We start from the raw sequence: 12,217 nt of genomic DNA, 5'->3' as shown, positions 1-12,217 counted from the left end.
TTCGCGCGTTGCGCGCCCCGGAATGACGGTGAACCTATATTGAGACAATGTGACGCAGCGATAACGCGCGCAAGCGTTCACGCGTTGCCGGCGGCCCTGAACTGGGCGCCGGCCCGCTGCAGGTTCTGTGGCAGGCTGAACAGCACCGCCTTGCGGTCGGCGACGGCGGCGTGGAACTGGTCGAGTGCGATGTTGAAGGCGGTGAGCGCGGCTTCCTCGATCGCGCCGTGATCGAAGCAGCGCAGCGTGTCGCGCAGGATCTCGTCGGCCTCGGTCTGCATCTGGTCGAGCTCTTCGGTCGTCTCGCATTTGCGTGCGGCGGCGATCATGTCGAGCAGCCGTTCGCGCTGATGGTTGTTGTTGTCGCGCTCGTCCTTCTTCAGATAGCCCGCGAACCAGGCGCCGATCGAGCCCATGGCGGACAACGCCATCAGGCTCCACCAGATGTAATCGCTGTATTTGTCGAGGAAGGTCTTTTCCTCGCCGTCGACGAAGGCGGCAGCGCCCGGATGCACGGGGATCACCGCGTCCTTGTCGGTGTCGGGTGTCTCGATCTTCGCCGCCAGCGGGAATTCCGTCACCAGCTGCTGGCGCACGGCGAAGAGCTGGCGCGTGAACGCCGCGATGGTGGTTTCGGACACGCCTTTGCGCGCCACGACGTGGTGCGAGAAGCTGATGGTCTTGACCTCGTCATCCGGGCGGGCGGGCGAGCCGCCATAGGTGCCGGCGGGAATCTCGGACGCTTCGTAGACCGGATGGTTCTGCGCGATCGCATCCGCGGACTCGATCGCGAGGAAGCTGGGCGCACCGAAATCCTTGGTGGAGGCGGCGATCGCGTCTGCCGTGATCTTGCTGTTGACCGGGCCGGCTGCGAGATAGACGTCGGCCTTCTGGGCCTTGATCGCTTCGGCGACCTCGTTGGCCGGGAATTGCACGATCTCGACCTTGGCGGGATCGACGTTGTATTGCTGGAGGATCACCTTGAGCAGATTGACGTTGGCCTGGGTGCGGCCGACGACGCCGACGCGATGGCCGGTGAGTTGCGAGATCTTGGTGATCTTCGCGCCCCGCTTCTTGCCTTTGCTAGGCACGGACCACAGCACCACGACGTTCTTGCGCAGGGTCGCGACCGCTTGCGCGTTCTTGGGCACGTCGAGGTCGCCGCGCACGATGGCGAGATCGACCTTGCCTTCCGCAAGCGCATTGGCACTGGCGGTGGCGCCGTCGGTCTGGATCGGCCGCAGCCGCACCTGGCCCTTGCTCTGCGTGAAGGCCTGCGTCAGCGCCTGCACGACCTTGACGTCGTCGCTGTTGGCGGGACCGACCGCGATCTTCAACGTCACCGGCCGCATGGCGAAGTAGTAGCCGCCGACGAGCGCGCCGATGATCGCAAGCACGAGCGCAAGAGACACGAGCGCGGTCTTCCGCGCCGCGGATCGCGGCGAAGGCGGAGAGGGCGTTTCGGCCAGGTCCAATCCCCCGGTCATCGATCTCCCAAACAGGCGCTTCAGGCTCAGTTTCATCTTGGCCGGCGATTTACGCCCGCAATTGTAGCAAATTTCTTGTGCGGCGGGGTTACATCTCCGTCATGGTTAGCGGATGGCGGAAATCCCCGTATGAACCCGGGCGCCAGCAGGGTGTTAGGGTAAAGTTCCCCTGAAGGACGGAGACATGACCATGGCAGATCGGCTTTCGGCGGAGGCGCGCAGGCAGGCGCTGGGCGGACTACCCGGTTGGAGCGAGGTTCAGGGCCGGGATGCCATCGGCAAAACCTTTATCTTCAAGGATTTCAACGAGGCGTTCGGCTTCATGACCCGCGCTGCGCTGGCCGCCGAGAAGATGGATCACCACCCCGAATGGCGCAACGTCTACAAGACGGTGGAGGTGGTGCTGTCGACCCACGACGCCGGCGGCGTCACCGCGCTCGACGTCGCGCTGGCCAAGACGATGAATGCGATCGCAGGCTGAGACCGGGCCGACGTCTTGCAGGGATCGGCCACATCCCCATCTTGTGATCAGCCGGGATCGGCGATCCGCCGCCCGGGGCTGAACGGGGAGTTTGTCGAACATGGCTGCCGAACACAGCGTCGGTTTCGAGCCGGCCGATCGGCTCGCGGAAGACCGTGAGAGCGTACGCCGGCGCTTCTGGCGCAAGTTGAAGCGTGTCGCCGCGCAGCTGCCGTTCGCGGAAGACCTGCTTGCTGCTTATTACTGCGCGTTCGACCGGCAGACCCCGCGCCACGTCCAGGCCGCGCTGTTGGGTGCGATCGCCTATTTCATCCTGCCGTTCGATTTCGTCGCCGACGTGATGCCGGTCCTCGGCTTCGCCGACGATGCCGCCGTGCTCGCCACCGCCATCCGCATGGTTTCCGGCCACATCACCAATGAGCACCGCGAAGCCGCCCGTGCTGTGCTGAAGCGGGGGGTGGGTGAGGAGGGCGATGCGGACGTGGAGGCGGCGTAGTCAACGCGGATTCAACCACACATTCCGCTGTCATGCCCCGGCTTGATGTGTAGTCCGGGGACATGGCTGACACCTGTTCGGACACATCACTGACAGGTTGGCCATTGGTCAAGCCGGGCGATGACACGGAGTGTGTGGCGACGAAACGCGCTCGCTATTTCTTGCCCGCCTCCACCCGCGCCTTCTCCGCGTCCCATGCCTGGAATTGCTTGAACAGCGTTTCCCTGTCCGCGTCGGAGACCTTTGCGGCCGTGGGGCTCTGCTTCAGGAACGCCTCGAATCGTTGCCGTGTCACCGGCTCGACGCCGTGCTTGTCGAGCCATTGCTGCGCCACCGGCAATCTGTTCCAACCCGACAGGGGCGCCGCGAGCGAGACCTCCTTCCACTTGGGATGGAAGGGCGGGTTCTGGAGCGCCGGGAATTTCGTGAAGAACGCGTCCACGAACAGCGCGAGCTTGCGATAGCGTTCGGTGTTTGGCGCCCAACTATAGGCCGCGAGCACCGCGGGCACCGCGATGGTGTCCACGCTCTCGCCCTCCTTGATCAGATTCGGATAGTCCTTGGTCGTCAGCGTCGCCGGCAGATAGTCGCTCTGGAGCGGCTTTGCATAGTCGACCTTGGCAAGATGGAAGCGGCCGTCATTGCCGAAGGTCGAGACTGATTTGTACGGCTTGCCGCCGACCACGATGACGGCGTCGATCTCACCGGCCTTCAGCTTTTCCATTGCGATGCGCTGCTCGACATAGACGAATTTCGCCTTGATGCCGAGCCGCTCGAATACGGTGAGCGCGGTGACGAAGGTGCCGCCATTGGGCAGGTCGACGCTGACCGTCTTGCCTTCGAGATCCTTCAGCGTCGCAACCGATTTCGGCGCGATCACCTGCATCTCTTCGTTGTAGAGCTTCGTCACATAGGTGAATTGCTTCTTGATGTCCTTGGCAAAACCCTTGCGCTCGAGATAGTCGAGCGTGTCGGCCCGCACGATGCCGAGATCGACCCCTTGCAGGAATAGGATGTCGGCGACGCTCTGCACCGAGCCACGGCCGACGATCGGCAGCACGCGGATCTTGTTGCCGTCGTCGAGCACCGAGGCGAGGTCGGCGCCGAACTGCACGTAGGTGCCGCCGATCGTGCCGGTGATCAGCGTGACGGTGTTGGCGTTCAGCGCCTGCTTGGTCGAGGTCGAGCCGAACTGGAAGATGGCCTTCAGGCCGTCCGAGACCTTGGCCGGATCGTATTCGGTCTGCTCGGCGCCGGCGGTGGAGGCATAGATCGTCATGATGGCGGCAAGTGCCATTCCAAAAGCGTTACGCATGATGTCCCCTGAATAGTTCTAGTTCTGAATCCGGACGAGACGCTGGCGCGCCTCCGCCGATCCGAGTGATGCAGCCCGCTGGTACCAGTCACGTGCGGCGGATGCGTCGGCAATGACACTTCGCGCATCGCTGGTGCCGAGCACCGTGGGATCATAGGTCTGCGCCAGCAGAAGCGCCGCCGTTGCATCTTGCGCATTGGCCGCGCGTTCGAGCAGCAGCCGCGCTGCGGCGATGTCACCGATCCTCAACAGGCTCTTCGCGCGCGTCATCAACGCTGCCAGCGTGTCGGCGTCGAGCGTCCTGACCGGTTCAGGCGGTGCAGGCTGTGCGGCGACGGGCTCCGGTGCTTGCACCGGTCCTTGCACCGGTCCTTGCGCTTGCAGCGCAACCTGATAGGCGGTCGCTATCGCTTCGCGGCTTGGCACCGTCGGTGCAGGGAGGTCCCGTGCGTCGGCGCTCGCCAGCGTCGTGTTGGACACGCGGGCCGGATCCTTGAGCGGGGTCTGTGGTATCGCCGGCGCGTTGGCCGACGCCATGGCCATGTCCGGCGCGAGCCCCACCCAGCTACCGGCGTTGGCGGTGAAGAAGCCGCGAAAGTCGGATTGATACAGTACGGCCAGAACTGCCAGGGTGGACGCTGCCAGAACAGCCGCGAGAACACGCGGCACAATTCTGGAACGCAACTCCACCGGCGTATATTCGCTTGGGTCCGGCGCGCCGAGCGGATCGGACAGGAACAGCGGAATCGGATCGTCCTGCGAAAGATCGGCCCGTGCGGCGCGCGCACGGACAAAGGACGCGGTCGGCGGATGTGATGCGGCTCGATTGAAGTCGAGCGCACTCGACTCCTTGGACGGGCGGTACGCCGTCGTCTCCATGGTGATGCTCCCCATTACTAACGCAACGCAGGGGCATTCCCGGCTTCAGTCTTTTTATTGTTGTCCAGAGGTACCCCGCAAACTGGAACCGGTAAATCGCCGTCTGAATCAGCCCAAAAAACGACGACGATTTGCGCGAATCGGGAGAGATTTGGGTTTGATTGCGGCAAAGCAGGGGAATGCACCGCAATTTTGGCGGGAATGGTTGAGGGCTCATTACCAAGCGACGGCGCACGAAAAAGCTGGCGCAGCTTCAGCGACGCCAGCGATTCGAGCGGTGACAGTTTTGTGTGTGGCGATGGCGACGCCTACATCCTCACGGATGCAAAATCACCTTGCCCATGGCCTGACGTCCCGCGAGCACCTTCAGTGCATCTGCTGTCTGCGCCAGCGGGAAGGTGCGGTCGACATGCGACGAGATCTTTCCTTCCGCCGTCCACTTCACGAGCTTCTCGAGATTGGCGCGGTTCTTCTCTGGATTCTGCCGCGTCCAGGCACCCCAGAACACGCCGCGGATGTCGCAGCCTTTCAGCAGCGCGAGGTTCAGCGGCATCTTCGGAATGTCGCCCGCGGCGAAACCGATCACGAGGAAGCGGCCTTCCCAGGCGATCGAGCGCAGCGCCTGCTCGGCATAGGCACCACCAACCGGATCGAAGATGATGTCGACGCCCTTGCCACCCGTGAGTTTTCGCAAACCTTCCTTGAGGTCTTCCTTGGCGTAGTTCAGCGTCAGCTCGGCGCCGTGCGCGTTCGCGAACTCGAGCTTCTCGTCCGACGAGGCGCAGGCGATCACCTTCAGGCCCATCAGCTTGCCGAGCTCGCAGGCGGCAAGGCCGGTGCCGCCGGCCGCACCTAACACCGCAAGCGTCTCGCCCGGCTTCGGGCTGGCGCGATCTTCCAACGCATGCAGCGCCGTGCCGTAGATGATGATGATGCCGGCCGCGCGGTCGTAGTCGAGATTGTCGGGGATCTTCACGATCGACGCCGCCGGCAGCGCGATCTTCTCGCGCGCGCCGTTGTGGCCGCAGGAAGCGACGACGCGATCGCCGACTTTCAGATCGGTCACGCCGGAGCCGATGCTTTCGATCACGCCCGCGACTTCCGCGGCCGGCGAGAACGGGAACGGCGGCTTGATCTGATACTTGCCCTGAATCATCAGGATGTCGAAGAAGTTCAGCGCCGCCGCCTTGATCGCGATCACCGCTTCACCGGGACCTGCCACCGGATCCGGCACCTCAGCCAGTACGAGATCGTCAGGCTGGCAATATTGCGAGCAGAGGATGGCTTTCATGGCGGCACCTTGGGCGTTTTGGGTGGAATTATAGTTTGGCCGTTTCTGCCGGATTTACTGCGGCCGGACAATCCGGATTCTTTGTCTCGGGCGGCGCGAGGGCCTATCCTCGTCATCCGAGCGCAGCAAGCAATCCAGACTATTTCCGCCGGACGGATTCTGGATTGCTTCGCTGCGCTCGCAATGACGGAGCAAGAAGAAAAGGGAGGATTCAAACGATGTTTGAAACAGGCCTGCTGAGGGACAAGCGCATCCTCGTCACCGGCGGCGGCTCGGGCCTCGGCGCCGCGATGGGGCGCCGTTTCCTTGCACTCGGCGCCGAGCTCGTGATCTGCGGCCGCAAGCTCGACCGGCTGGAAGCAACCGCGAGCGAGATGCGCGAGGAGACAGGTGGCAAGGTCACGACGATCGCCTGCGACATCCGCGACGGCGCGGCCGTCGACAGCATGATGGAGCAGATCTGGCGCGAGGCGCCGCTCGACATCCTCGTCAACAACGCCGCCGCGACGTTCATCGCACAGAGCGAGCATCTGTCGTTCCGCGCCGCCGATGCGATCCTGGCGCCGACGTTGCATGGCGCGATGTACTGCACGCTGGCCGCCGGCAGGCGCTGGATCGAGGACCAGCATGGCGGCGTCGTGCTCTCGATCCTCTCGACCTCGACCATCACCGGCCGCGCCTTCACCGTGCCCTCGGCGATGGCGAAATCGGCGCTGCTGGCGATGACCAGAAGTCTCGCCGTGGAATGGGGCCCGAAAGGCATCCGCACCGTCGCCATCGCCCCTGGTCCGTTCCCGACCGCGGGCGCGTCGGGGCAGCTCCGCCCCGAAGGCCGTGACGAAGGCTGGACCGCGCGCAATCCGCTTGGCCGGACCGGAGAGCACGGCGAGCTTGCCGATCTCGCCAGCTTCCTGGTCTCGGACCGCGCCGCCTACATCAATGGCGAGATGGTCGTCATCGACGGTGGCGCGCATTTGCGCAGTTCCGGCGCCGAGGATTTGTTACGTTGGACCGAGACGCAATGGGCCGACCAGCGCGCCGCGCGGTCCAAAGCTTAAGGCGCCGCTGATACCGCTAACTGCCTTCCCAAATTGGACTTTTCCGGTTATCCCTGCCGGGGGACAAAGCGCGGCCGGGCCATCTTCCAGTCACAATATTGAGGGAACCACTCCAGCATGTGGCGGGTGCTATCTTTAGCTTTGATGATCGGCATGATGACGTGCGGGATCGCCGATCTTGCGCGGGCGCAGACGACGCAACCGGCGCCGAAGGCCGCACCGAAGTCGGCGGCTCCGGCGGCCAATACGGCCGCAAAGAGCGCGGCAAAGCCCGAGAGCAAGCCTGCGGCCCCGCCCGCAGCGGTTGCGGGTGGCGCGGAGCCGACCCTGATCGGCCAGTTCGGCACCTGGGGCGCTTATTCGGCGACGCCCAACGGCAAGAAGGTCTGCTTCGCGCTGGCAAAACCCTCGTCGTCGAAGACCAATCCGCCGAATCGGCCGCGCGATCCCGCTTATGCCTTCGTCTCGACCCGTCCGGCCGAGAAGGTGAACAACGAAGTTTCGGTCATGATCGGTTACGCCCTGAAGCCGGGCTCGGAATCGTCGGTCGAGGTCGGCGGCGCCGCCTTCGCCATGTACACGCAGGGCGACGGCCTCTGGATCAAGAACGCGGCCGAGGAGGAGCGGATGGTCGAAGCCATGCGCAAATCCGCCGAGCTGGTCGTCAAGGGGGTCTCGGCCAAGGGCACCGAGACGACCGACACGTTCTCGCTGAAGGGCCTCGCCCAGGCGCTCGACAAGATCGCGCAGGACTGCCGGCGGTAAGGCTTAGTCCTTTAAGGCTAAGCGACAGTCACGGTCGCAATCGGCTGTTCCGGTTGCTATATAAGGCCGGTTCCAGATTTCTTGCGTCATTCCGGGGCGATGCGCAGCATCGAACCCGGAATCTCGAGCTTCCCCGGTGCGCAGTTGCGCACCTCAGGTCTGGTCCTCAGGGTTGCTTTGCGATCCCTTCGGACCATTCCGAAACGCCGCACAACCTTTAGGTCCATTCAATGCAACCGACGACCGAGCCGCATAACGCAATCCTGGTGGAGAAGACGCCACTCGAGACCTATGTGCCGCCGGCGAGGCCTTCGCTGATCGGTCTGTCGCGCACGGAGCTTGCCGATCGCCTCGGCGAGGTGGGCGTCGCGCCGGCGCAGCGCAAGATGCGCGTGCAGCAGCTCTGGCACTGGCTCTATTTTCGCGGCGCCCAGAGCTTCGACGACATGACCTCGATCTCGAAGGGCATTCGCGCCGAGCTCGCGCAGCATTTTACGGTCGACCGGCCCGAAGTCGTGGCCGAGCAGATCTCCAACGACGGCACCCGCAAATGGCTGCTGCGTCTGCCGAGCGGCGACAATGTCGAGCGCGCTCATGAAGTCGAATGCGTCTACATTCCCGAGACCGATCGCGGCACGCTGTGCGTCTCCTCGCAGGTCGGCTGCACGCTGAACTGCTCGTTCTGCCACACCGGCACGCAGCGCCTGGTGCGCAATCTCACCGCCGGCGAGATCGTCGGACAGATCATGGTGGCGCGGGATCGCCTGAACGATTGGGCCGATCGCGAGGACGGCACACGCCGCGTCACCAATATCGTGATGATGGGGATGGGCGAGCCGCTCTATAATTTCGACGCGGTGCGCGATGCGCTGCTGATCGTCGGCGACAATGAAGGCATCGGCATCTCCCGCCGACGCATCACGCTGTCGACCTCGGGCGTGGTGCCGAACATCGTGCGCGCCGGCGAGGAGATCGGCGTCATGCTCGCGATCTCGCTGCATGCGGTGCGCGACGAGCTGCGCAACGAGCTGGTGCCGCTCAACCGCAAATATCCGATCAAGGAGCTGCTGCAGGCCTGCCGCGATTATCCCGGCGCCTCCAACGCGCGCCGCATCACCTTCGAATATGTGATGCTCAAGGGCGTCAACGATTCGCTCGACGATGCAAAACTGCTGGTGAAGCTGCTCAAGGGCATTCACGCCAAGATCAACCTGATCCCGTTCAATCCCTGGCCCGGAACCGCCTATGAATGTTCGGACTGGGACCAGATCGAGAAATTCTCCGAATACATTTTTAATGCCGGCTATTCCTCGCCGGTGCGCACCCCGCGCGGCCGCGACATCCTCGCCGCCTGCGGCCAGCTCAAGTCGGAGACCGAGAAGCTCAGCGCACGCGAACGGCAGGCACTGCGCGCCATGGCAATGACGGATTAGGTTGTCATGACCGCGCTCTCGCATCCTCGTCATTGCGAGGAGCGTAGCGACGAAGCATTCCAGACTGTGTCTGCAGACGTATCTCTGGATTGCTTCCGCCTTCGCCAAGGCTTCGGCGGACAAGTCGCTGCGCTCGCAATGACGACTACGGTGACTTCCTCCGCATGTCCCTGATCGGCCGCCTCATCGTCATCTTCATCGGCTTCCTCGCCGCCTGTTTCGTCGGCGGCATGATCGTGGTCGTCGCGCTGCTGTTTCCGGAGTTCGCCGATCTCGGCGCCGGCCCCGTCGATCAGGGCGCGATCGACATTTTGCTCGGCTTCGGCTTCATCTTCGTCTCCGGCTTTGCGCTGGTGCCGGCGGCAGTGATCGTTGCGATCACCGAAGCCCTCTACATCCGCAGCGCGCTCGCTTATGCCGTCGGCGGCGGCCTCGTCGGACTTGCCTGCTATCTCGGCCTCGTTCCCTTTCACTCCGACACGTTTCAGTTCGAAGGCATCGTGCGGCGCCATCTGGAGATCATGACCGGCGCGGGCATCGTCGCCGGCGTGGTCTACTGGCTGATCGCCGGCCGCAATGCCGGCGCCTGGCGCATCCCGCCGCCCCCGCGCCGACCGCCTCCGCCGCTGCCGTCGAATTCAAGGCCGGATGCAAGATGATGCTCTCTGACACCCTCCCAGGGGAGGATGGGCACCTTCACCGGGGTTTTCATGTCGTCGTCTCTCCGCTAAACCGCCCGCCATGAACCGGACTGGACTCTTCATCGCCCTGGCGCTGTGGCTCGTGATCGGCGTTGTTTTCGGCCTCTATCCCGAGCTCGATCTCAAGCTGGCGTCGCTGTTCTTCGACCCCCAAACCAAAACCTTTCCGCTCAAGCTGAACGACTGGGCGGGCTTTGCGCGTGACGCTGCGATGTGGGTCGCATGGGCCTTCGTGCTGCCCTCGCTTGTGGCGCTCGTGGTCAAGATGATCCGGCCCGACCGTCCCTTGATGGTGTCGGGTCGCGCGATCGTGTTCCTGCTGGTCACGATCATCATGTCGGCCGGCATCCTCACCAACCTCACCTTCAAGACCTATTGGGGCCGCCCGCGCCCGGTGGTGGTGACGCAGTTTGCCGGCGACCAGCAGTTCGTGGCGTGGTGGGATCCGCGCGGCGGCTGCGCGCGCAACTGCTCGTTCTTCTCGGGCGAGGGCGCGACCGCGTTCTGGACGCTGGCGCCGGCCGCGCTGGCGCCGCCGGCATGGCGCCCGCTCGCCTATGCCGGCGCGGTGGTGTTCGGCGCCGTCACCAGCGGGCTGCGCATGGCCTTTGGCGGTCATTTCTTCACCGATGTGGCGATCGCCGGTCTCGTCAGTTTCGTCGTGATCTGGTTTGCCTACGCGCTGATCTACCGCTGGCCACGGACCCGGTTCTCGGACGAGGCGGTCGATGCCGCCCTGACCCGGCTGAACATGCCCGCCTACCGGCTCCGCCGACGCCTGTTCGGCGGCAAGACCGGTCCCGAACCCACGGTTTAAGCCATTAAATGGGTGCCGAGCCCCGCGAAATTTGATATTCGCGCGGTCAACCCGTCCATGACATCAGCCCTTTGAGACCCGATTGGAAGCGCCATGACCACGATCCTGAAAAGCCTGCCCAAGGGTGAGAAAGTCGGCATCGCTTTTTCGGGCGGCCTCGACACCTCTGCGGCGCTGCTCTGGATGAAGCAGAAGGGCGCGCGCTGCTACGCCTACACCGCCAATCTCGGCCAGCCCGACGAGGCCGACTACAACGAGATCCCGCGCAAGGCGATGGAGTTCGGTGCCGAGAAGGCCCGGCTCGTCGATTGCCGCACCCAGCTGGTCCATGAAGGCATCGCCGCGATCCAGTCGGGCGCCTTCCATATCTCGACCGGCGGCATCACCTATTTTAATACCACCCCGCTCGGCCGCGCCGTCACCGGCACGATGCTGGTCGCGGCGATGAAGGAAGACGGCGTCAATATCTGGGGCGACGGCTCGACCTTCAAGGGCAACGACATCGAGCGCTTCTACCGCTACGGCCTGCTCACCAATCCCGGCCTGAAGATCTACAAGCCCTGGCTCGACCAGCAGTTCATCGACGAGCTCGGCGGCCGCGCCGAGATGTCGGCGTTCATGACCGCGCAGGGCTTTGCCTACAAGATGAGCGCCGAGAAGGCGTATTCGACCGACAGCAATCTGCTCGGCGCCACGCACGAGGCCAAGGATCTCGAGAGCCTCGACAGCGGCATCAAGATCGTCAACCCGATCATGGGCGTGCCATTCTGGCGCGACGATTGTGCCGTCAAGGCCGAGAAGGTCGTCGTGCGCTTTGAAGAAGGTCAGCCCACAGCGCTGAACGGCCAGACCTTCGCCGATCCCGTCGCGCTGTTCCTGGAGGCCAACGTCATCGGTGGCCGGCACGGCCTCGGTATGAGCGACCAGATCGAGAACCGCATCATCGAGGCCAAGAGCCGCGGCATCTATGAAGCGCCGGGCATGGCGCTCTTGCACATCGCCTATGAGCGCCTCGTCACCGGCATCCACAACGAGGACACCATCGAGCAGTACCGCATCAGCGGCATGCGCCTCGGCCGCCTGCTTTATCAGGGTCGCTGGTTCGATTCGCAGGCCCTGATGCTGCGCGAGACCGCGCAGCGCTGGGTCGCGCGCGCCGTCACCGGCGAGGTGACGCTGGAGCTGCGCCGCGGCAACGACTATTCGATCCTCAACACCGAGAGCCCCAACCTCACCTATGCGCCGGAAAGGCTCAGCATGGAGAAGGTCGAGGATGCCGCGTTCTCGCCGGCCGACCGCATCGGCCAGCTGACCATGCGCAACCTCGACATCGCCGACACCCGGACCAAGCTGAAGCTCTACAGCGACACCGGCCTTTTGTCGGGCAGCGAAGGCTCGCAGATCTTTCGGCTCGAGAGCGACAAGGGTTGAGGCCTTTTGCCGCCCGATCGGGCGATGCGCGACATAATGACGGTGTCATCCTCGGCCGTTAGG

The 12,217-nt window shown here is 64.1% G+C and carries 12 protein-coding genes; 8 read left to right on the top strand and 4 right to left on the bottom strand.

Annotated elements, in window-relative coordinates; translation table 11 throughout:
* Window positions 1–77: 77 nt before the first annotated feature.
* Window positions 78–1,523: a TAXI family TRAP transporter solute-binding subunit gene (locus GGD66_RS34920; protein ID WP_183261199.1), complete on the bottom strand. Its 1,446-nt coding sequence runs from the start codon at window positions 1,521–1,523 to the stop codon at window positions 78–80.
* A 148-nt stretch (window positions 1,524–1,671) separates the two neighbouring features.
* On the opposite strand from GGD66_RS34920, the gene GGD66_RS34915 reads away from it, so the two are divergent.
* Both GGD66_RS34915 and GGD66_RS34910 read left to right on the top strand, forming a co-directional pair.
* Window positions 1,672–1,968, top strand: coding sequence for a 4a-hydroxytetrahydrobiopterin dehydratase (locus tag GGD66_RS34915; protein ID WP_283814509.1), 297 nt, complete (start codon window positions 1,672–1,674; stop codon window positions 1,966–1,968).
* Window positions 1,969–2,068: 100 nt separating this feature from the next.
* Entirely contained in the window at window positions 2,069–2,464 is a 396-nt protein-coding gene (locus GGD66_RS34910) for a YkvA family protein (RefSeq protein WP_092261474.1), read from the top strand.
* 154 nt (window positions 2,465–2,618) lie between these two features.
* Here the strand turns inward: GGD66_RS34910 and GGD66_RS34905 are convergent, their stop codons facing one another.
* The 3 genes from GGD66_RS34905 to GGD66_RS34895 all read right to left on the bottom strand — a co-directional run bounded on the left by GGD66_RS34905 (window position 2,619) and on the right by GGD66_RS34895 (window position 5,949).
* A complete protein-coding gene (locus tag GGD66_RS34905; protein ID WP_018318946.1) occupies window positions 2,619–3,779 on the bottom strand; it encodes a TAXI family TRAP transporter solute-binding subunit in 1,161 nt (386 codons plus the stop codon).
* Between the two features lie 18 nt (window positions 3,780–3,797).
* Window positions 3,798–4,658 carry a hypothetical protein gene (locus tag GGD66_RS34900; protein ID WP_183261197.1) on the bottom strand — a complete coding sequence of 287 codons (861 nt, stop codon included), beginning with the start codon at window positions 4,656–4,658 and terminating at the stop codon, window positions 3,798–3,800.
* Window positions 4,659–4,974: 316 nt separating this feature from the next.
* Window positions 4,975–5,949, bottom strand: coding sequence for an NADPH:quinone oxidoreductase family protein (locus GGD66_RS34895; protein WP_183261195.1), 975 nt, complete (start codon window positions 5,947–5,949; stop codon window positions 4,975–4,977).
* A 218-nt stretch (window positions 5,950–6,167) separates the two neighbouring features.
* Here GGD66_RS34895 and GGD66_RS34890 point away from each other — a divergent pair, with 218 nt between their 5' ends.
* From GGD66_RS34890 to argG, 6 genes are all read left to right on the top strand, one after another.
* Entirely contained in the window at window positions 6,168–7,007 is an 840-nt protein-coding gene (locus tag GGD66_RS34890; RefSeq protein ID WP_183236478.1) for an SDR family oxidoreductase, read from the top strand.
* Window positions 7,008–7,124: 117 nt separating this feature from the next.
* On the top strand, window positions 7,125–7,772 hold the full coding sequence (locus tag GGD66_RS34885) for an invasion associated locus B family protein (protein ID WP_018318943.1): 648 nt from the start codon (window positions 7,125–7,127) through the stop codon (window positions 7,770–7,772).
* A gap of 230 nt (window positions 7,773–8,002) precedes the next feature.
* Complete coding sequence (gene rlmN / locus GGD66_RS34880; RefSeq protein WP_183231060.1) at window positions 8,003–9,205, top strand: 23S rRNA (adenine(2503)-C(2))-methyltransferase RlmN; 1,203 nt, start codon at window positions 8,003–8,005, stop codon at window positions 9,203–9,205.
* A gap of 164 nt (window positions 9,206–9,369) precedes the next feature.
* On the top strand, window positions 9,370–9,864 hold the full coding sequence (locus GGD66_RS34875; protein WP_018318941.1) for a hypothetical protein: 495 nt from the start codon (window positions 9,370–9,372) through the stop codon (window positions 9,862–9,864).
* 82 nt (window positions 9,865–9,946) lie between these two features.
* Window positions 9,947–10,723 carry a phosphatase PAP2 family protein gene (locus GGD66_RS34870; RefSeq protein ID WP_183232751.1) on the top strand — a complete coding sequence of 259 codons (777 nt, stop codon included), beginning with the start codon at window positions 9,947–9,949 and terminating at the stop codon, window positions 10,721–10,723.
* Window positions 10,724–10,816: 93 nt separating this feature from the next.
* Window positions 10,817–12,154 carry an argininosuccinate synthase gene (gene argG, locus GGD66_RS34865; RefSeq protein ID WP_018318939.1) on the top strand — a complete coding sequence of 446 codons (1,338 nt, stop codon included), beginning with the start codon at window positions 10,817–10,819 and terminating at the stop codon, window positions 12,152–12,154.
* Window positions 12,155–12,217: the final 63 nt, after the last annotated feature.

The organism is Bradyrhizobium sp. CIR48 (genome assembly GCF_014198315.1).
In the GTDB taxonomy this organism is placed as follows: Bacteria; Pseudomonadota; Alphaproteobacteria; order Rhizobiales; family Xanthobacteraceae; genus Bradyrhizobium.
Note: the sequence above shows the minus strand (reverse complement) of the source record. Positions and strands in the feature narration are given on the sequence as shown.

Bases quoted from the DNA above. Each gene is read 5' to 3' on its own strand.
- GGD66_RS34870 (WP_183232751.1), top strand. From the start codon at position 9,947: ATGAACCGGACTGGACTCTTCATCGCCCTGGCGCTGTGGCTCGTGATC.
- GGD66_RS34920 (WP_183261199.1), bottom strand. From the start codon at position 1,523: ATGAAACTGAGCCTGAAGCGCCTGTTTGGGAGATCGATGACCGGGGGA.
- GGD66_RS34900 (WP_183261197.1), bottom strand. From the start codon at position 4,658: ATGGAGACGACGGCGTACCGCCCGTCCAAGGAGTCGAGTGCGCTCGAC.
- GGD66_RS34895 (WP_183261195.1), bottom strand. From the start codon at position 5,949: ATGAAAGCCATCCTCTGCTCGCAATATTGCCAGCCTGACGATCTCGTA.
- GGD66_RS34890 (WP_183236478.1), top strand. From the start codon at position 6,168: ATGTTTGAAACAGGCCTGCTGAGGGACAAGCGCATCCTCGTCACCGGC.
- GGD66_RS34905 (WP_018318946.1), bottom strand. From the start codon at position 3,779: ATGCGTAACGCTTTTGGAATGGCACTTGCCGCCATCATGACGATCTAT.
- GGD66_RS34910 (WP_092261474.1), top strand. From the start codon at position 2,069: ATGGCTGCCGAACACAGCGTCGGTTTCGAGCCGGCCGATCGGCTCGCG.
- GGD66_RS34885 (WP_018318943.1), top strand. From the start codon at position 7,125: ATGTGGCGGGTGCTATCTTTAGCTTTGATGATCGGCATGATGACGTGC.
- GGD66_RS34875 (WP_018318941.1), top strand. From the start codon at position 9,370: ATGTCCCTGATCGGCCGCCTCATCGTCATCTTCATCGGCTTCCTCGCC.
- rlmN (WP_183231060.1), top strand. From the start codon at position 8,003: ATGCAACCGACGACCGAGCCGCATAACGCAATCCTGGTGGAGAAGACG.
- GGD66_RS34915 (WP_283814509.1), top strand. From the start codon at position 1,672: ATGACCATGGCAGATCGGCTTTCGGCGGAGGCGCGCAGGCAGGCGCTG.
- argG (WP_018318939.1), top strand. From the start codon at position 10,817: ATGACCACGATCCTGAAAAGCCTGCCCAAGGGTGAGAAAGTCGGCATC.